Genomic DNA, 19597 nt, shown 5'->3' on the forward strand with positions numbered 1-19597 from the left:
CTTAATATCCTCACTTGTTTCTCCAGTTCCATCATACATAAAGGGTGGATCAATTTTAAATACAACTATTGATGTGTCTTTGTCATCATAAAATATTATTGAATAATCCTGTTGAAGTTTTGGCACCAAATTTTTTACATTCAAATTGAAAGTAAATACAGGGTTATCTACTTTACTTTTAATAATTATACTTTCTTTCAAATTACTTGAAATTATTGTGTATTGTAAATCTATATTGGGATACACATTTTGGAATTCTACTGTAGATGAGATGTTTTTTAGAGTTTGTTTATTTAGATTTTCAGCTTCAATGATTTTGCCTTCATCTTGCTGTTGTCTATATTTGACTTTTTTATCTCTACTTCTATTTCTAGATTGATGCTCGTTTTTAGATCTCAACTTTTCTTTACCTTTTACTTTACCATTAGAATTTGAAGCTTTATCAATACCCCAAGATATTTCATATTTATCTTTTCTAATAGTCACTAATTTCTTATTCTTAACCTTTTTAGCAATCTTGATTTTAATGTCATTTTCTTTATTTTCAAATACATCATTATTTTCTTCATCTTTACCATCTATTATTGAGTTATCTATGTCTTTCCACTGACCATCACTATAGTAATGAACATCCTCATTATAGATAGCTGCTTCAAAAGTTAAGTCTTCTTTCAAAAAGTGTTTAACATTCTTTTGTCTTTTTTCTTTAACTTCTCCTATAATCCTTTTCTTTTTCCTTTTAGGATTGGTTACTTCAGGCTTTACAGTTGATTGTGATAGATTAGAATTATTCTGTCTAACTAGATTAGTCTTTTTATGTTTTCCCATAAAATCCTCCTAAATCAGCAATATTATATTATCCTATGCTTCTTTTAGAGAAGTGGTTACCGATATTAGTTAAAACTTTCTCCATGAATAAAAACACTAATAATCCTCAAACAAATAAGACTATTAGTGCTTTTATCACAATAACTACAAAGTAACTCATATAACTATTTAAATGTTCTTCTTTACAGTACTTTATAGGAAATGTTAAGTGTTATGTTTTCGTACCTTAGCGGTTTACTTTAAAAATTATTTTTATAAAAACTCTACTTAAAGTATTCCACTCCAGCTTCAAATATCCTTTGTTCCTTACTACCTGTAATATTCTTAAACACATTTTCCCCTATTCTTTCCGAATGTGCCATCTTCCCAAGAACTCTTCCATCCGGACTTGTTATTCCTTCAATTGCTAAAACAGATCCATTAGGATTAAATCTAACCTCATTAGTAGGATTACCATTAAAATCCACGTATTGAGTAGCTATTTGTCCCTTCTTTATAAGATTATCTAAAACCTCCTTATTAGCTACAAATCTTCCTTCTCCATGAGATACAGCCACAGTATGAATATCTCCAACCCTTACCTTATTAAACCAAGGTGAAATAGTAGATACTATTTTAGTATTTACCATAGTTGAAACGTGTCTTCCTATCTTATTATAGGTAAGAGTTGGGCAGTCTTCCTCTATATCTCTTATTTCCCCAAAAGGAACTAGGCCTAGTTTAATAAGTGCTTGGAAGCCATTACATATGCCAAGCATTAATCCATCTCTATTTTTCAAAAGCTCCATAACCGCTTCCTTTACTTTCGGATTTCTAAACACAGTAGCTATAAACTTACCAGAGCCATCTGGTTCATCTCCAGCACTAAAGCCTCCTGGCAACATTACTATTTGAGAGGAATTTATAATACTTACCATTCTATCTATAGATTCTTCTATATCCTTTGCCCTTAAGTTTTTAAATATCATAATCTCTACCTCTGCTCCAGCTTTTAGAAAGGCTCTTTCTGAATCATATTCACAATTTGTACCTGGAAAAACTGGTATAAATACTTTCGGTTTAGCTAATTTAATTGCTGGAGAGTTTACCTTTTCTCTATTACTGCTGTTTACCGATTGTGCTTTTTCAAGGTCATAAAATTCCATATTTGTATCTATAAAAGTACTTTTCTCTCCTTGAGACTTAACTTTTGTCCCAAAAACATTTTCTAAAGTATCTTGCCAAGCTTCAATGTTCTCATCTATATCTATTGTCAGTTCCATTATATCTATAGAAGACTTTTCTTGAGTTTCTCCTAAAACCTTAAATTCTATATTATTTAATCTTTCTTTCAAATCTAAATCACTAGCTATCTCTAGTATAAGGGAGCCATATTTAGGGGCAAATAATTCTCTCTCTTCTATATAATCTGCAAACTTCATTCCTATCTTATTTCCGAAGCTCATTTTACTTATAGCTTCGCAGATACCGCCTCTTCTAACAGTGGAAGCTGATAAAACTTCTCCTCTGCCAATCATTGAAGTTATCTTAGATAAATTCTTCTTTAAAACTTCAAAGTTTGGTAGCTGATATTCATCTACAGGAACTGGAAGGATTACAACTCTGCTACCTGCTTTTTTAAATTCTGGAGAAACTACTTTATCTACGTTAACTGGATTAACAGCAAAGGAAACTAATGTAGGTGGTACATCTAAATCTTTAAAAGTTCCACTCATACTGTCCTTTCCTCCAATTGCTGCAATACCTAACTCTCTCTGAGCATACAAAGCACCTAATAGTGCTGAGAAAGGTTTTCCCCATTTAACAGGGTCTTTTCCTAATTTCTCAAAATACTCTTGGAAGGTAAGTCGTACTGCCCCCGCATCTCCACCACAAGCGACAATCTTTGCTACAGACTCTACTACTGCATATACTGCTCCATGAAATGGACTCCATTTTGCTATGTCCGGATTATAACCATAAGTCATAATAGTTCCTGTTTTAGTTTCTCCATTTAGAACAGGAAGCTTAGCTACCATTCCTTCCGCTGGTGTTAACTGATATTTTCCACCAAAGGGCATTAATACAGTTCCAGCTCCAATTGTACTATCAAATCTTTCTACTAACCCTTTTTGACTGCATATATTTAATTGACTCAAAGTATTAAGCCACTTTTCCTTTAAATTTTTCGATTCCCTACCTTCAACATCAGAACCTAATCTGCCTTTTAAGATCTCGAAGAAGTTATTACTCTCTTCTGGTGCTTTAACCAACACATCAGCCTTTCCTCTTACGCCATTAGTATCTAGAAAGTCTCTGCTCAAATTTACAACATCGCTTCCTCTCCAATTCATTCTTAACCTTCTGTCATTGGTTATTACTGCTACAGTTGTAGCCTCAAGATTTTCTTCTTTAGCGTACTCTATAAACTTCTCTTCATCTTCCTTTGCTACCACCACTGCCATACGCTCCTGTGATTCTGATATGGCAAGCTCTGTACCATCTAGTCCTTCATACTTCTTAGGTATTAGATCTAAATTTATGTTTAAACTCTCTGCAAGCTCTCCTATTGCTACAGACACTCCACCAGCTCCAAAATCATTGCATCTTTTAATTAATCTACTTACCTTTTCTTTTCTAAAAAGTCTCTGTATTTTTCTTTCTATAACTGGATTTCCCTTTTGAACTTCCGCACCACAGCTCAGTATTGAATTTTCTGTATGCTTTTTAGATGAGCCTGTTGCTCCACCACAACCGTCTCTTCCAGTCCTTCCTCCTACCAGTAACACTGTATCTCCTGCTATAGGTCTTTTCCTTATAACGTTCTTCATAGGAGCAGCTGCAATAACTGCACCTACTTCCATTCTTTTAGCCACATATCCTTCATCATATATTTCTGCAACCTGTCCAGTAGCTAATCCTATTTGATTTCCATAAGAACTGTATCCATGAGCTGCCTCTGTAGTTATTTTCTTTTGTGGTAATTTGCCTTGAAGCGTATTTTCAACATTTGTCCTAGGATCACCGCTTCCTGTAACCCTCATAGCTTGATATACGTATGCTCTTCCTGAAAGAGGGTCCCTTATTGCACCTCCCAGGCAAGTAGCAGCACCTCCAAAGGGTTCAATTTCTGTTGGGTGATTATGAGTTTCATTTTTAAACATTACAAGCCACTTTTCTATGCTGCCATCAATTTCCGCATCTACAACAATACTACAAGCATTTATTTCTTCAGACTGATCTAAATCCTCAAGTAATCCTTTTCCCCTTAACTCTTTCATAGCTATGGTAGCCATATCCATAAGTGTCTTTGGTTTTTCTTTCTCTTTATATAAGCTTCTTCTGATACTTAGATATTCCTCATAGGCCTTTTTTATTGGAATGGCTAACTTTCCTTGTTCTATATCTATATTATCTAATTCTGTCATAAAGGTTGTATGCCTGCAGTGATCGGACCAATAGGTATCAATTACCTTAATTTCCGTAATAGTTGGGTTTCTTTTTTCTATGTCTTTAAAATACTTCTGACATAATTTAATATCTTCAAAGCTCATAGCTAACTGTCTATTTTCCATGAAATCTTCAAGTTGTTCATCACTAAATATTATAAAATCCTTTAAAACCTCTACTGAATCTGGTGTTTGTAATTGTAGTTCTAAGTCTTCTATTTTTTCTAAAAGAGCTTCTCTGGAATCTACTGTGTTTATACAATAGTCTTTTATCCTGATAAAGTCTTCTTCAGATATATTGCCTTTTATTATGTATAATTTTGATGTTAGAACTTGGGGTTTGTCCCCTTGGGCAAGAATTTGGATACACTGAGATGCAGAGTCTGCCCTTTGATCATATTGGCCTGGAAGGTATTCCACTGCAAAGACTCTCTCATTTTTTTCTATACTAATTTCTTCTTCATGTATGTTATCTACTGTCTTTTCAGAAAAAATTATATGTTTTGCACTTTCATACTCCTCATCCTCTATACCTGATATATCGTATCTGTTAATTATCCTTATGGATTCTAGTTCTTTAATAGATAAACTTTCTTTAAGGTCCCTAAGAATGTTTTCAGCTTCTGCATTCATTCCTTCCTTTTTTTCTACTAGTAGTCTCCTTACAGCTTTTTTCATTAAAACTTCCCCCCATACTAGAATTTACGAACATTTTTAAATAAACCCTTTGTTTCATTCGTATATATTATAACATAGAAGGATATTTTTAAAAATAGCAAATATATATATTTAAAAAAATATACACACAAACCATAAACTCCGAACATTAATTTCAGAACCAAAATAATATTAGCCCAAAATTTCCACATGACAGAAATTTTGAGCTAATATTATTTTCTTCTAAGTACTTATCATTAGAACTTCCCTTGTGTCCTTACCTAATTTAGAAATAGAGTTATAAAGAGGCCTATCTTTGGAAACGTTTCCCTTGGCCACATGACCTGTAATAATTTTCACCTCTACCATCTCTCCAATATCACAATCACTTAGACAACATCCTCTAGTAAAAATTTTAACGGTCAAACCTTTAGAAAGATGCACTAGGTCTTCAACTTCAATCCAGCTACCCCTTTTTATCATTTACTAATCCCCGCCTTTTTCTAATCTTTAGAAAATAACTTTTGTAAATTATATGTGATATATTTAAAAACTATTACAAAGGCAAATAATATTCAGGTACGCTTTTTTATTTAGTAACTTACATAGTCTTTTGAAGTAAAGATTTATTAAGCTGAATTTTATTTGTAAATTGGGAATTTACTGCAAAGTTCCTTCACCTCTTTTTTCACATCTGATAAGTTCCCATTTTTATTTTCTATTACATAATTTATAAAATGGGCTATTTTTTTCATTTCCTCTTCCCTAAATCCTCTAGTAGTGACAGCAGCAGTACCAACTCTTATTCCGCTAGTGACATTTGCTCCAAGTTTATCAAAAGGAACTGCATTTTTATTCACAGTAATTCCTACTGAATCTAGCAATTCTTCAGCATCCTTACCAGTTATATTTTTATTAGTTAAATCTAATAATATTAGGTGGTTATCTGTGCCACCTGTAACTAACCTAAATCCATAGTTTAATAATTCCTCTGCTAAAATCTTGCAATTCTTAACTACTTGGTTTATATATTCTTTGTAATCATCAGTTAAAGCCTCTCCAAAACATACAGCTTTAGCAGCAACTATATGCATTAGAGGTCCCCCCTGAGTTCCTGGAAAAATAGTTTTATCTAAATCTTTTCCATACTTTTCTTTGCAAAGAATTGCTCCTCCTCTTGGACCACGAAGAGTTTTGTGCGTTGTTGTAGTAACAAAATCTGCATAAGGTACAGGAGACATATGTTTTCCTGCAGCAACTAATCCTGCTATATGTGCCATATCAACCATCATATAAGCTCCTACCTCATCACATATGTCCTTTATTCTCTTAAAATCTATTTCTCTAGGATAAGCACTAGCGCCAGATACTATCATTTTAGGTTTATTCTCTAAAGCTAATCTTCTCATTTCATCGTAATCTATTCTCTCTGTCTCTTCACTAACTCCGTAAGAGATAAAATTGTACAGCTTTCCAGAAAAACTTACGCTACTTCCATGGGTTAAGTGACCACCGTGAGCTAAATTCATACCTAAAACTGTATCTCCTGGCTTTAGTACAGTCATATATACCGCCATGTTAGCACCAGAACCTGAATGAGGTTGAACATTTGCATACTCTGCATTAAATAGTTTTTTCATCCTATCCCTTGCTAGATCTTCTGCAATATCTACTATATGGCATCCACCATAATATCGTTTTGCAGGATACCCTTCTGCATACTTATTTGTTAAATAGGAGCCCATAGCCTCCATTACAGCCTTACTAGTAAAGTTTTCTGAAGCAATTAATTCTATACCTTCTTCCTGTCTTAACCTTTCCTTCTCAATTACTTCAAAAATATCCTTATCAATAATTTCTAAATTCTCAAAATTCACTATCTACACCCCTTTTTACTAAATGTATTTTCAGCTATTTATTAAGCTTAAAAATATTTTATTCCATATTAAATTATAGAGTTTTTCCTGCAATTTATGCAGGTAATGCCTAAATATTTTCTTTATAAATAATAACAAATATTATAGTTTAAAAAGTTAAGTTTAAAAGTAATCAATTCATATTTTATTATGAATTTTTTATGTTATAATACTTGATGAGTAATTTGATGAAAGTAAGTTTTAGACTAAATATAAAGGAGAATATAGTATGGATATTAGTAGAGTTTTAAATATAGCTACTTATGCTGGTAAGATTATATTAGAAAACGGTGGAGAGATTTATAGAGTTGAAGAAACCATTATAAGAATATGTAATGCTTATAATATTAAAATTGTAGAGCCCTTTGCCACTCCTACAGCTATAATCGTATCTGCTTCTAGCGAGTATGGTCAAAATATATCTATCATTAAAAGAATAAAAAAACGAAGCCTAAATTTAGAGAAAATCTCTCAAGTTAACGATATATCTAGAAATATAAAAAATAAAGGCTTTACCTTAGAATATATTGAGAGTGAGCTTCATAAAGTCGAAAACTCCAAATCCTATAGTATAAAGGTAAATATACTGTTCTCAGGGATAACTGCCGCTTTCTTTGCCTTAGTTTTTGGAGGAAATTTAAGAGATTTTTTTGTATCCTTTATTATAGGTTGTTTAATTAAATCAACATCTACATTATTAGGTTTTTTACAAACCAACGATTTTTTCGTCAACACCTTATGTGGTGCATTGGCAGCCTTAGTTGCTTTATTAAGTGTTCATCTTGGTATTGGTGCTCATGCAGATAAGATTATTATTGGATCAATTATGCTTCTTGTTCCTGGACTTGCTATAACAAACGCTATCAGAGATACAATAGCCGGTGATTTAATTGCTGGCATTTCTAGAGGTGTTGAAGCCTTTTTGATAGCTATTGCCATTGCCGTAGGAACAGGAGCTACAATGAAGATTTGGTTTCTTTTATTGGAGGGTTAAAATATGATATTAAGTTCTATATACACATTCATTGCTACGCTATCTTTTAGCATTTTAGCTAATATAAGAGGTAAAAACTTGATCTTTGCATCTTTAGGCGGCGGTATTACCTGGTTTCTCTATTTATTTACTTCTTCTTATTTGCATATTCCCAATACTTTTTGTTTTTTTATTGCTTCCATTTTTGCCTCAGCCTATTCCGAAATTATGGCTAGGGTTCTTAAAGCTCCTGTAACTACCTTTATTATATCCTCAATTATCCCTTTAGTTCCAGGAGGTGGCATGTATTATACCATGTATGAAACAGTACAAGGTAATATAAATTCATCCTTAGCCTTAGGTATTCAAACTATTGCCATTGCAGGTACTGTAGCAGTAACAGTTTTCTTGGTATCTTCAATATCTAAAACTATGGTTTTATTTAGGGTTAAATTAAAATCAAAATTTAATAAATCAAGAAGTAACTAGTCAATAAAGACGACGTAAGTTAAGAAATGTTATACTAACTTGCGTCGTCTCTTGTCTTCATTTACTTTAAGAACATAGTAAGAGTTGATACTAATTCTTCTATTTTTTCCTCTGGTGTCTTCTCACCATCTCCACAAATTAAACAGGTCTTTGCATAGTTCTCTAGAACTAATGCTCCTACCTTATTAATGGCTGCTCTTACTGCTGCAACCTGAATTAGGACATCTTTACAACAAACATCCCCCTCAACCATCTTCTCAATACCTTTAATCTGTCCCTCTATTCTTCTTAGCCTAGTTTGAATATCTTTTTTTGATACTACTTTTACTTCTTCCATAAGTTATCACTCCTAATCTTGCTATTCTTCACCACTTAATATAAACCTCTCTATAACCTCTGCTATCGCTCCATTATTGTTATCTCTTTCAGTAATAAAATCTGCTGTTTCTTTCACATATTCTGTAGCATTTTGTACCGCAATCCCTAAGCCAGCACATTTAATCATGCTGATATCATTTTCATCGTTACCAATTGCTATGCATTCTTCTATAGAAACTCCATAATGGTCTGCTAAAAGCTTAAGAGCAGTACCTTTGGTTACTCCTTTACTATTTATTTCTATATTATCTATACCTGACTTTGTAGTTTCTATTCCTTCAATGTTATCTAATCTCTCTCTTAACTTAGACAGATACTCCAAATCATTATCCATAACTACAATTTTATTAATCTCTAATTCCTTTTCATTAACATATTCTTTTGCATCACCTATTATCCTAATCTCAATTCTATGCTCTCTATCTACAGTCCTATTAAACTTATAGAATTTTTCTATTGCATGACCAAACTGTTCACTGTATATAATATCCTCACTATAAAAGTGATAGTAGGTATCCTTACTTTCTCTTAAAACATCTATAATCTTTAAAAGCTCTTCTTTATTCAGTTTATTTGAATAAATAGCAGCCTTATGTTCATCTAGTATAATAGCTCCATTACAGCAAATCATCGGCTGATTCTTTGCTACTGTAGCTTCATAAAACTTTAGTCCACCAGGTATTCTTCCTGATGCTATTACAAACTTTACTCCCTTTTCAACAGCTTTACTAATCATATCTAAGTTATATTCAGATATATGTTTATTGTCATTTAAAAGTGTCCCATCCATATCTACTGCTATAATTTTATATTTCAAACCTATACCTCCTGAGCATCAAATACTTTATATACTAAGTTACCTTCATTTTAGTAATAAAATTCAGCCTAACTTCATAATGTTATTTATGAATAATTTATATTAGGGTGATATGTATTGAAAAAAATATTGCTTTTTCTAGGTACTTTAACTATTATAACTACCCTATTTATTGGGTGTAATTATAATTTAAACAGTATTAGTTTTAACAAAACTAAACCAAATAATTTCTACTACACAAATATTTTAGCTAAAAATCTAACTTTAGAATCAACCTGCAAAGCAATAATCTTAAACACAAACTTTTATAGAGAAAAAGAACTTGAAAAGGAAAGCATAGACAGTATTAGAAATTTACTAAAATCCTTTAATAAGAATAATTTTATACCTAAGCCAAAGGATCTTCCAGATAAACCTTCTTACAAAATCTATCTTACCTTTAGTAAAGAGAAACTTATAATTAATGTATACAGCGAAAAATACATATCAATCTATCCTTGGGATGGTAGTTATCCAATGGACTACATTGATATGAGCAGCACACCAGTTTCTTTAAACCTATTTAGTCTGTGCAAATATATTTTCAACTAAAACAAATGTATATCTACTTAACAAATATTTTTTTATTTTAATATTAAATTGTGTCATAGGTTAAATAGTAACATATATTAATATTATTAGAATTATTTTTAAAGGGTGATATATTAATGTTTAATTGTCCATACTTACCAAGACTTAAGAAGCAATACAGAAATCCAGACCCGGATACCTATGTAAGAGTACTTCATGCAAGTCCAAATGCTCCAGCAGTGGACGTATATGTAAATAATTCTCCAGTATTCCGAAATCTAAGCTATAGAGGATTTTCTCAGTATATACCATTACCTGGCGGTGGATTATATAACATAAAAGTCTTTCCTGCAGGAACTACAGTAAACCCTGTTATTAATACTAATATATTTATACCTAACGGAAGAATTTATACTGTTGCTGTTATAGGAGAACTTTCGGATATCAGTTTACTGCCAATAGAGGATCCACGTATACCAATAACCCCTGGAAAAGCTTCTATAAGATTCGTTCATTTATCACCAGATGCCCCAAATGTAGATATAACTCTTCCAAATGGTACAAAACTATTTAGCGACGTAGCTTATAAAGAAATTGAGCGATATATAAATGTTAATGCAAGCACATATACTCTACAAATGAGAATAGCTGGCACTAATAACATAGTATTGACGGTACCTAATATTAGGCTAGTTCCAAATAGATTTTACACTATATATGCCGTTGGTTTTGCATCTAAATCACCTGGTTTACAATTTTTAATTCCTCTTGACGGAAACAGTTACCTGCATTAACCTGCAGTATTAAAGGGAACTATCCACTACTTTGCTCGGTAGTTCCCTTTAATACAACACTACAATTTTAAAATTAATATCCTAATTCTTTTCCTACTATTATAACTTTTACTCTTCCCTTTTGAGTTTGTCTTCTCATTAATACGTAATCATTACAAATTCTTTCATCACTACTGCACTCTACGCAATAACCAACTTTTGTACAAGGTGTATTCCTATTTAGACGCTTAGTATTAGCTGGTGCGGCACAGCCTTTTGTTCTTTTAATAGCTTCATCCACATCTTTAACTATTTTATTCACACCTACAATTACTATTACCTTATCAGGACCATACAGCATAGCTGCAACTCTATTCCCATTTCCATCTACATTATATAATTCACCTTTTTCTGTTACAGCATTGCTGCTTACAAAATAGGCATCTGCTAAAAAACTTTTTCTGAAAATATCTTTAGTATCTGCAGCAGTTAACCCTTCCTTATACCTATCTAAGAAATTAAATTTCCCTTTTCTTAAAAATTCAATAACTCCTGTTTCAAAAAGAGTCATTGAACCTCCTACGGATACTGTATCTCCATCTGTAACAAATTCAGATATTTTTTCTACTAGTGCTTTTTCATCTTGAACAAAGTAGGCGTCCATGTTGTTTTTCTCTAAATTTTCTATAGTTCTTTTGACTTTTTGCTCCATTACCCATTCAGTATTTTTGTCCATACTAATTCCCCCTTAGTTTTTATACCTATATATAGTATAAAAAATTAAATGGATATTTTCAATCATTGAAAAAATAAAGGTGTTTTTAGAAGTGAAACTTCTAAAAACACCTTTATTCAATGAATTGTCTCTTAATTTAGTTAACTAATCTATAGAATAAGCATAGAATTAGTACTCATTTACTAATTCCCCTTATATTTTCTGAACGTTTGAGGCTTGAAGGCCCTTATCTCCCTGAACTACATCATACTTAACAGATTCTCCTTCATTTAAGTTCTTTCTTTTTCCCTCTTCTTTTATAGCAGAGTAATGAACAAATACATCATTACCATCCTCTCCAGATATAAATCCATATCCTTTTTCATCATTAAACCATTTTACTACACCTGTTAACATTAAAACAAACCTCCAAATATGTTATTTATGTCATTGTCTAAAAATCAATCTTGAAATAGCAGTCATTTAATAAACTTTTAAATAATGACAGTAGTATTATTTACAAAACCTTTTAAATAATACATATTAATTATATCAAGAAGGAAATGGCTATTATAATATATACTGCTATAAGCTGAATTCCTTCAAGCCAATTAGATTCTCCATCGCTAGCTACCCTATTTGCTATTAGAACAGAAACTATTAGGGCCACTAGCTCAAACTCATTAAATACTATACTCATAGGTTTGAATAAAAGACTTAAAAATACTAGTATTGGTGCAACAAATAGAATTATTTGCAGACTTGATCCAATAGCTATTTCAATAGCTACATCCATCTTATTCTTCATCGCCATAATAATTGCGGTACTATGCTCTGCAGCATTACCTATAATAGGTATAAGTATTATCCCTACAAAAAATTCACTTAACCCTATAGCCTCAGTCATAGGTTCTACAGAACTAACTAAAATTTCACTTTCAAAGGCAATTGCAACTGTTGCTAATATAAGAACTATAACTGATTTTTTTAAACTCCATTTAGCCTCACCTTCTTCTGTATGCTCTGAGCCATATAAATCTTTATGTGTATAAAAAGAAAAGAAAAGACCTAATATATAAATTATAAACATAGCAATAGCTACTCCAACACTTAACCATTCGTACTTCTGAGTGAGCAGATCATTTTTTATTGTATGTGTGAAAATTGCTGGAATACTGAGACCTATAACTGCAAAAAGCAGCATACTAGAGGATGTCTCTACTACATTTTTATTAAACTTTTGAATTTTGTATTTACAACCTCCTAAAAACATACTAGCCCCAAGTACAAGAAGTATATTTCCTATTACAGAACCAGCTATGGAAGCCTTAACCACATCAAAAAGTCCAGCCTTCAGTGCAAAAAAGGCTATTATTAGTTCTGTGGCATTACCAAAGGTAGCATTTAAAAAGCCTCCTATTCTAGGACCGGAGTAGGCAGAAATCTCCTCTGTAGCCTCGCCCATAACTCCAGCAAGAGGTATTATTGCCAGAGATGAAATAACAAAAAGCATTATAGGGCTGAGATGAATTAACTCAGCAATTATACTAATTGGAATAAAAATTAAAAAGTACCTTAAAAATTTCATTTTGTAACTCCTTTCAATTACAGTAAGCCTTATTGTTATATTTTATCACTACTTCCATTAAAAAATAAATAATTTATCGCAAATTCGGTAAACTTCTTTAATATAAACCTTTTCTAAAGTAATTATTAAATGGTATAATTAATAATGTCGATTTTTATCTTAATATAATAAAAACCTTTTATTATTTATTTAGAGGGAGTAAAAATATGAAAAAAGGAGATAAAATAGCAGCAGTATTAATCGCAGCTTTAATCATGATAAGTATTGTGGGGGTCTTTAGTTATAAACAATATGTGAAAAGTTCTCATCCTGTAGCAGTAATAAAACAAGATGGTAAAGTTATTAAAACTATAGATTTAAGTTCTTCAAAAGGAAAGCAACAATTCAAAATTCCTTATGACGAAAACAATTATAATATTGTGGAAGTTGAATCAGGAAAAATCCGATTTATTGATGCAGATTGTCCTGATAAGGTTTGCATTAAAACCGGATGGATTTCAAAACCTGGTGAAAGTGCAGTTTGTCTTCCACATAAAACTATTATTACTATCGAAGGAAATAATGAAAATTATGACCAAATATCTAGTTAAAAATTCACCTTAGTTTTTAACTCTTTGTGAGGTGCCTTTTATGAATAAGACAAAGAAAATGGTTTTTTTAAGCTTTCTAGTTAGTATTGCTTTAGTTATCTATGTGATAGAAGCACAAATTCCTGTTTTGTTTCCTGGAATTAAATTAGGCCTTGCAAATATAATTTCTCTTGCAACACTAATATTAATTGGTTGGAAAGAAGCTCTCCTAATTATGTTTCTGAGGACTATATTAGGCTCAATCTTTGGTGGAAGTATGTCAGCCTTTATGTTTAGTATAGCTGGAGGACTTTTAAGCAATATAATTATGATTGTTCTCTATAAATCCTTTAAAGAATCTATGAGCTTATGGACAGTAAGCATCTGTGGTGCAATATTTCATAACATAGGACAACTACTTGTAGCTTCCTTTGTAGTTCAAGACTTTAGAATTTACGTATATCTTCCTATACTACTAGTATCTGCAGTAATTACAGGATATTTTATAGGTCTTTGTACTAAATTTTTGAACGTCCATCTAAATAAACTTTCAATGTTTAAAGATGTTATTTCTAAGTAATACTACTTTAAAATAGGAATTAGTTTTAGATTTGATTCAGCAAATTTTTTTGATCGGAGGTAGTCTATGCCATCTTATATAACAGATGCCATGCTTGTAGTTGGTATCATATTAATAGTTTATACATTTCTTCCAAAAAGAAAAAGAAAGTAGATTTCAACATAGCAAATTTATGCGACACAAAAACTTACGTGTACTGAACACTGGTGCTCAATACACGTAAGTTTTTGTGTCGCATCTATTTATTAAGCAGCTATCTTATCAGACTGCTCTTTATTTTCACCAGAGTCAATGTCGAGCTTTAATATCTTTGCAAAATATTTAGCTGTACTTGCCTGGAAAGTTAACGTAATAATTATAGCCATAGAAGTTACTGCGGATATTATATCTGCATTTTGTATCTTCATAGATATAAGCATACCAGCTAAGGCAGCAGGTATAACACCTGTTTCCCTTGTCCACATAAGATATGCTATTTCCCTTATATTCCACTTTGCCTTTCTATCAAATATTACTGAAAACAACACTGATACTGGTCTTGCTATAAACACAAATCCAAGAACTATAATTAAAGCCTTTCCCCAGTATTTCGATAGTATCGCAAAGTTCATTTGAACACCTAAAAGAACAAATATCATTATTCTAAGCATAGAAATTGTTACTTCTTTAAACTTAGAATGAAGTTCATATGATTCTTCATCTACAGAAGCTAATCCAAACATCTTTTTGTTACCACAAACCATTCCAACTATAAATACTGCCATGAACCCGCTAAAACCAAAATGCACTGCAGTAACATAGGATGCAAGCACTAAAGCTACCGCTACTTCTCCAGCATAGCCTCTTAATACTCCCACTTTAGCTTCGGATACAAGTGCTGTACCTAAAAAGCCGAATATAGCTCCTACTACAGTTCCTCCACCTGCTTCTTTTAGTAATTCAATAATGCTATGACCTAAAGAAAAAGATCCTCCTGAAATAATACCTATAATTGCAAAAGTCATTATTGCACCTACTGCATCATTAAAAGCTGACTCTGAGATTATAGTTTGCTTAAGCTTTGGACTTATATTCATATTCTTAAATAATGGAACAAGCACTGACGGATCTGTAGATGCTATTACTGATCCTAAAAGCAACGCATAGATAAAATCAATGTGAAGCACTTTATAAGCAAAAAATCCTGTTATAAAGGCAGATATTATTACACCTGCTGTAGCAAGCACTGCTACAGAACCTTTTACTTCGTTTAATACCTTTAACTGTATTTCCCTACCACCATCGTATAAAATATAAGCTGCTCCAAAGGTAAGTATAAGCTGATTTTCTATTGGATAGCTACTAAAATCTACAAGATTCAGAACTGATGGACCTACGATTATACCAGCTATTATGAATAATACTACATCTGGCATTTTAATCCTTTTACCTATTTTGGCGAATACCACTCCTGAAATTATAATAATAAATAAAAGTTTCATCAAATTTTCCGCTAATAATACTGTATTGCCTTCCATTCTAATACATCTCCTAAAATATTGATTTTTAACTATATTGATTAGTAGTAGTAACACAGCAATAATGCAAGACTACTTTATTGCAGTCTTGCATTATTACCTAGATTTCTATACAAATTAAACTTTAATAGAATAAATTACTGAGCTTTTTCGTATTTTACTTCCTTGCCATAAGCTATTAGAGCCTTTGTAGGACATTTCAACACACAAGCAAAGCACTGATCACATTTTGATTTGTCAACTACCGGTAAATTGTTCTCAAAAGTAATAGCACCATGTGGACAAGCTTTTTCGCATAGTCTACAAGTTATACAGCCAGTCTGACAGACATCTTTAACTTCTTTTAACTTATTTTTTGAATTACATGCTACACGAACAACTGCTGATAGAGGCTTCAATTCAATTAATGCTTTTGGACACGCCTTAACACAAGCTCCACAAGCAACACAATTGTCTTTATTTACTACTGCTATTCCATCTACTATATCAATAGCATCAAACTGACAAGCCTTAATACAGCTTCCGTACCCCATGCATCCAAACTCACAGGACTTAGCTCCTGTACCTGGTACCACCATAGCATCTCTACAATCTATAGTACCATAGTAGTTCCCTTTTTGTTTTGCCTGACTGTTACAGCCTCCGCACTTGATAAAGGCTTTTAGTGGTTCTGAATCACTACTAACTTCAACACCCATTATTTGAGCTATTTGTTCAGTAACTTTAGCGCCTCCAACTGTACAAGCATTTGCAGGTGCACCTTCTTCAACAACCGCTGAAGCGTAAGCGTCACAACCTGCATATCCGCAGCCTCCACAGTTTGCACTTGGAAGACACTCTCTTATTAATGGAACTCTTTCATCAACTTCTACCGCAAATTTCTTGGATGCATATCCTAAAACCACACCGAATGTAACTCCAAGTCCTCCTATACTAGCTAAAGGAAGAACTAATTGACTTATTTCCATTTATTGTACCTCCTACTTTATTAATCCTGAGAAGCCTAAGAATGCTATTGACATTATTCCCGCAGTAATTAATGTTATTGGCAATCCCTCCATTGATTTTGGCATACTCTCGTTTGCATCTAATCTCTCTCTTATGCCTGCAAGTAAAACTATAGCAAGCATATATCCAAGGCCTGCACTTATTCCGAAAACTAAAGATTCAATTAAAGTATATTTTTCCTGCATGTTTAGTATAACTGCACCTAAAACTGCACAGTTCGTCGTTATTAGTGGAAGGAAAATTCCTAATGATTTATAAAGTGCTGGACTTTTCTTTTTTATAACCATTTCAACAAATTGTACTAAAGATGCAATAACTAATATAAAGGCTATATTATATAAATAAGTAATGTGCAAAGGTACAAGTATAGCATTATATACCACATATGATATTAAAGAGGATAGCGCCATAACGAACGTAACCGCAAATCCCATACCTGTTGCAGTCTCAACTTTTTTAGAAACTCCTAAAAATGAACATATTCCTAAGAATCTAGATAGTAGAAAGTTGTTAACTAGGAGTCCCGAAAGTACTAACATGAATAATTTCATCGCTTTTCCACCCTTCTTTCTGAGTTGTAATCAAAATAATTTAATATTCTAAGCAGTTACTCCTTTATTTGCTTTTTTCTTAAGCTTACGATTATTTAAAAGAGCCATTAATATTCCTAGTGTGAAGAAGGCACCTGGAGCTAGTATCATTATAAGCGCTGGCTGGAATGATGCTGGCATCACATGAGCACCAAATAATTTTCCTGTACCAAATAATTCTCTAATCATACCTATTATAACTAGTGAAGCTGTAAAGCCTAATCCTTGTCCAAGACCATCAAATAATGATGGAACTGGGCTGTTTTTACTTGCATAGGCTTCTGCTCTTCCTAATATAACACAGTTAACAACTATTAGAGGAATAAAAATTCCAAGTGATTTGTATAGTGCTGGAACAAATCCCTGCATTAAGAAATCAATTAAAGTAACGAATCCTGCAATAACAACTATAAAAGCTGGTAGTCTAACTTCATCTGGAATAAACTTTCTAAGTAGTGATATAGCTAAGTTTGAACCCATTAAAACAACAGTACTTGCAAGTCCCATACCTATACCATTTATAGCACTTGTTGTTACTGCTAGAGTAGGACACATAGCAAGAACCTGAACGAATATTACATTCTCGGTTATTATTCCATTTTTCAATCTTTCCCATAAAACGCCCATTATTTTTGTCCTCCCTTCAACTCGCTCTTATAATACTCAACAGCTTCATTAACTCCCTTTGTTACAGCCTTTGAAGTGATTGTTGAACCAGTAATTGCTTGAATTTCATTTTCACTAGCTACCGGTCTCTTTACAACTTCGAGAGCTTTGTCTGTAGCTTTGTCCTTATACTGGTCTGAAAATGCTGGTTCAGTAGCATTAGCTCCAAGGCCTGGAGTTTCTGAGTGAGATAAAATCTTTATTCCCTGAACCTTTCCATCTGTAGATACACCAACCATCATCGTAATGGCTCCAGCATATCCCTTTGGAGTTACTTTTATAGCATATCCTTCTGTTTTTTCAGAACTTTTTCCTTCATTTACTTCTATAACATCACCTTTTGGTGAAATTTCTAATTTATTAAACTGCTCTGCCTTTGGCAAAATTAACTTCATAGCTTCAGAGTTAGCTTTTTTTTGCTGTTCAGCGATTGGTTTTTCTGTTACCGCGTGAGCTGCACCAAGTATAGCTCCTGCCATTCCAGCTACTATAAATAATCTTAATGCTAATTTAAATATTTTCATTATTTCACCCCCTGAGTACCAAACACACGTGGAGCTGTATATTTATCAATTAGTGGTACTGCTAAGTTCATTATTAATATTGAGTAAGATACTCCCTCTGGATATCCTCCAAATATACGAATTACAGTTGATAAAAGTCCACATCCAAATCCAAATATAATTTGTCCCTTTGTAGTCATAGGTGAGGTAGTATAATCTGTAGCCATAAAGAAGGCTCCAAGCATTAGTCCACCAGTAAATATTTCATATAATCCATTACCTGTCATAAATCCTTGTCTTCCTATTACTGTAGTTAAAACTAAAACTGTACCTATATAAGTTACTGGTATATGCCATGTAATTATGCGTTTATAGAGCAAATATGCCGCTCCTATAATTAGTGCAATTGCTGACGTTTCTCCTATAGAACCACCTATATGTCCTAAAAATACTGATGAAAGGCTTGGTAGTGCTCCTGGTTCATTTTTAAGTATTCCAAGTGGAGTAGCTCCAGTTATTCCATCTATAGTCCATGTAGTCATCGCTACAGGCCAAGATGCAAGTAGAAAAGCTCTTGCAGCAAGTGCTGGGTTTACGATATTTTGCCCAAGTCCACCAAATAGCTGTTTAACTACTATAACTGCAAATACTCCACCTATAGCAACCATCCATAATGGAAGTGATGGCGGTACGTTAAAAGCCAATAATAAACCAGTTACTACTGCACTGTAATCTCCTACAGTTACCTTTCTGCCTGTATACTTTTGCCACACAAATTCTGATGCCACACAGGATAAAACTGAAACCAATATTACTAAAAATGCTTGAATTTTAAAGAAGTATATTCCTGCTAATGTAGCCGGAACTAATGCTATTGTTACATCTCTCATAATAGATTGTATCGTTGAATTCGAACGAATATGAGGCGATGATGATAGTGTAAATATGCTATTCTTTTTTACAGAAGTATCCGCTTCTTTATTTTTAATTTCCGCAGCTTCTACCTTTGTTACTTGAGTCATTAAAGTCACA

Annotated in this window: 21 protein-coding genes; 6 read left to right on the forward strand and 15 right to left on the reverse strand. The window is 32.7% G+C overall.

Annotation, left to right across the window (positions count from 1 at the left end; all coding sequences use genetic code 11):
- The 4 genes from N4T77_RS05150 to glyA all read right to left on the reverse strand — a co-directional run.
- Nucleotides 1-828: hypothetical protein (locus tag N4T77_RS05150; protein ID WP_261670681.1), on the reverse strand; the 828-nt coding region annotated here is incomplete at its 3' end.
- Nucleotides 829-1091: 263 nt separating this feature from the next.
- Nucleotides 1092-4934 (reverse strand): phosphoribosylformylglycinamidine synthase, encoded by a 3843-nt coding sequence (locus tag N4T77_RS05155; protein ID WP_261670682.1) that lies wholly within the window; start codon nucleotides 4932-4934, stop codon nucleotides 1092-1094.
- Nucleotides 4935-5156: 222 nt separating this feature from the next.
- Nucleotides 5157-5396 (reverse strand): hypothetical protein, encoded by a 240-nt coding sequence (locus tag N4T77_RS05160; protein WP_261670683.1) that lies wholly within the window; start codon nucleotides 5394-5396, stop codon nucleotides 5157-5159.
- A gap of 158 nt (nucleotides 5397-5554) precedes the next feature.
- Complete coding sequence (glyA, locus tag N4T77_RS05165) at nucleotides 5555-6790, reverse strand: serine hydroxymethyltransferase (protein WP_261670684.1); 1236 nt, start codon at nucleotides 6788-6790, stop codon at nucleotides 5555-5557.
- Nucleotides 6791-7058: 268 nt separating this feature from the next.
- On the opposite strand from glyA, the gene N4T77_RS05170 reads away from it, so the two are divergent.
- Both N4T77_RS05170 and N4T77_RS05175 read left to right on the forward strand, forming a co-directional pair.
- Nucleotides 7059-7823, forward strand: coding sequence for a threonine/serine exporter family protein (locus N4T77_RS05170; RefSeq protein WP_261670685.1), 765 nt, complete (start codon nucleotides 7059-7061; stop codon nucleotides 7821-7823).
- 3 nt (nucleotides 7824-7826) lie between these two features.
- Complete coding sequence (locus N4T77_RS05175) at nucleotides 7827-8291, forward strand: threonine/serine exporter family protein (RefSeq protein ID WP_261670686.1); 465 nt, start codon at nucleotides 7827-7829, stop codon at nucleotides 8289-8291.
- A 61-nt stretch (nucleotides 8292-8352) separates the two neighbouring features.
- Here N4T77_RS05175 and N4T77_RS05180 read toward each other — a convergent pair whose 3' ends face one another.
- Together N4T77_RS05180 and N4T77_RS05185 are read right to left on the reverse strand one after the other, a co-directional pair.
- Nucleotides 8353-8628, reverse strand: a complete 276-nt coding sequence (locus N4T77_RS05180) for a metal-sensitive transcriptional regulator (RefSeq protein ID WP_261670687.1) — start codon at nucleotides 8626-8628, stop codon at nucleotides 8353-8355.
- Nucleotides 8629-8649: 21 nt separating this feature from the next.
- Nucleotides 8650-9486 carry a Cof-type HAD-IIB family hydrolase gene (locus tag N4T77_RS05185; protein WP_261670688.1) on the reverse strand — a complete coding sequence of 279 codons (837 nt, stop codon included), beginning with the start codon at nucleotides 9484-9486 and terminating at the stop codon, nucleotides 8650-8652.
- 117 nt (nucleotides 9487-9603) lie between these two features.
- On the opposite strand from N4T77_RS05185, the gene N4T77_RS05190 reads away from it, so the two are divergent.
- Nucleotides 9604-10077, forward strand: coding sequence for a DUF4883 family protein (locus N4T77_RS05190; RefSeq protein ID WP_261670689.1), 474 nt, complete (start codon nucleotides 9604-9606; stop codon nucleotides 10075-10077).
- A gap of 116 nt (nucleotides 10078-10193) precedes the next feature.
- The gene (locus N4T77_RS05195; RefSeq protein ID WP_261670690.1) at nucleotides 10194-10850 is read left to right on the forward strand and encodes a DUF4397 domain-containing protein; all 657 of its coding nucleotides are present in this window, start codon (nucleotides 10194-10196) and stop codon (nucleotides 10848-10850) included.
- A gap of 73 nt (nucleotides 10851-10923) precedes the next feature.
- Here the strand turns inward: N4T77_RS05195 and N4T77_RS05200 are convergent, their stop codons facing one another.
- The 3 genes from N4T77_RS05200 to cax all read right to left on the reverse strand — a co-directional run bounded on the left by N4T77_RS05200 (nucleotide 10924) and on the right by cax (nucleotide 13132).
- Nucleotides 10924-11565 (reverse strand): lactate utilization protein, encoded by a 642-nt coding sequence (locus tag N4T77_RS05200; protein ID WP_261670691.1) that lies wholly within the window; start codon nucleotides 11563-11565, stop codon nucleotides 10924-10926.
- A 192-nt stretch (nucleotides 11566-11757) separates the two neighbouring features.
- Complete coding sequence (locus N4T77_RS05205; protein ID WP_261670692.1) at nucleotides 11758-11961, reverse strand: cold-shock protein; 204 nt, start codon at nucleotides 11959-11961, stop codon at nucleotides 11758-11760.
- A gap of 130 nt (nucleotides 11962-12091) precedes the next feature.
- Entirely contained in the window at nucleotides 12092-13132 is a 1041-nt protein-coding gene (gene cax / locus N4T77_RS05210) for a calcium/proton exchanger (protein WP_261670693.1), read from the reverse strand.
- A 206-nt stretch (nucleotides 13133-13338) separates the two neighbouring features.
- On the opposite strand from cax, the gene N4T77_RS05215 reads away from it, so the two are divergent.
- Complete coding sequence (locus N4T77_RS05215; protein WP_261670694.1) at nucleotides 13339-13722, forward strand: NusG domain II-containing protein; 384 nt, start codon at nucleotides 13339-13341, stop codon at nucleotides 13720-13722.
- A gap of 40 nt (nucleotides 13723-13762) precedes the next feature.
- On the forward strand, nucleotides 13763-14281 hold the full coding sequence (locus N4T77_RS05220; RefSeq protein ID WP_261670695.1) for a Gx transporter family protein: 519 nt from the start codon (nucleotides 13763-13765) through the stop codon (nucleotides 14279-14281).
- Nucleotides 14282-14526: 245 nt separating this feature from the next.
- Here the strand turns inward: N4T77_RS05220 and N4T77_RS05225 are convergent, their stop codons facing one another.
- From N4T77_RS05225 to N4T77_RS05250, 6 genes are all read right to left on the reverse strand, one after another.
- Nucleotides 14527-15798 carry a sodium:proton antiporter gene (locus N4T77_RS05225; protein ID WP_261670696.1) on the reverse strand — a complete coding sequence of 424 codons (1272 nt, stop codon included), beginning with the start codon at nucleotides 15796-15798 and terminating at the stop codon, nucleotides 14527-14529.
- Nucleotides 15799-15935: 137 nt separating this feature from the next.
- Nucleotides 15936-16766 carry an RnfABCDGE type electron transport complex subunit B gene (locus N4T77_RS05230; protein WP_261670697.1) on the reverse strand — a complete coding sequence of 277 codons (831 nt, stop codon included), beginning with the start codon at nucleotides 16764-16766 and terminating at the stop codon, nucleotides 15936-15938.
- A 12-nt stretch (nucleotides 16767-16778) separates the two neighbouring features.
- The gene (gene rsxA / locus N4T77_RS05235) at nucleotides 16779-17357 is read right to left on the reverse strand and encodes an electron transport complex subunit RsxA (RefSeq protein ID WP_261670698.1); all 579 of its coding nucleotides are present in this window, start codon (nucleotides 17355-17357) and stop codon (nucleotides 16779-16781) included.
- A gap of 48 nt (nucleotides 17358-17405) precedes the next feature.
- A complete protein-coding gene (locus N4T77_RS05240) occupies nucleotides 17406-18023 on the reverse strand; it encodes an RnfABCDGE type electron transport complex subunit E (RefSeq protein WP_261670699.1) in 618 nt (205 codons plus the stop codon).
- Nucleotides 18023-18586, reverse strand: a complete 564-nt coding sequence (locus N4T77_RS05245) for an RnfABCDGE type electron transport complex subunit G (protein ID WP_261670700.1) — start codon at nucleotides 18584-18586, stop codon at nucleotides 18023-18025. The genes N4T77_RS05240 and N4T77_RS05245 overlap by 1 nt, the downstream gene beginning before the upstream one ends.
- Nucleotides 18586-19587, reverse strand: a complete 1002-nt coding sequence (locus tag N4T77_RS05250) for an RnfABCDGE type electron transport complex subunit D (protein WP_261670701.1) — start codon at nucleotides 19585-19587, stop codon at nucleotides 18586-18588. Before N4T77_RS05250 ends, N4T77_RS05245 begins: the two co-directional genes overlap by 1 nt.
- Nucleotides 19588-19597 lie beyond the last annotated feature (10 nt).

Origin of the sequence: Clostridium sp. CX1, assembly GCF_025398335.1 — a bacterium.
In the GTDB taxonomy this organism is placed as follows: Bacteria; Bacillota; Clostridia; order Clostridiales; family Clostridiaceae; genus Clostridium_AM; species Clostridium_AM tanneri.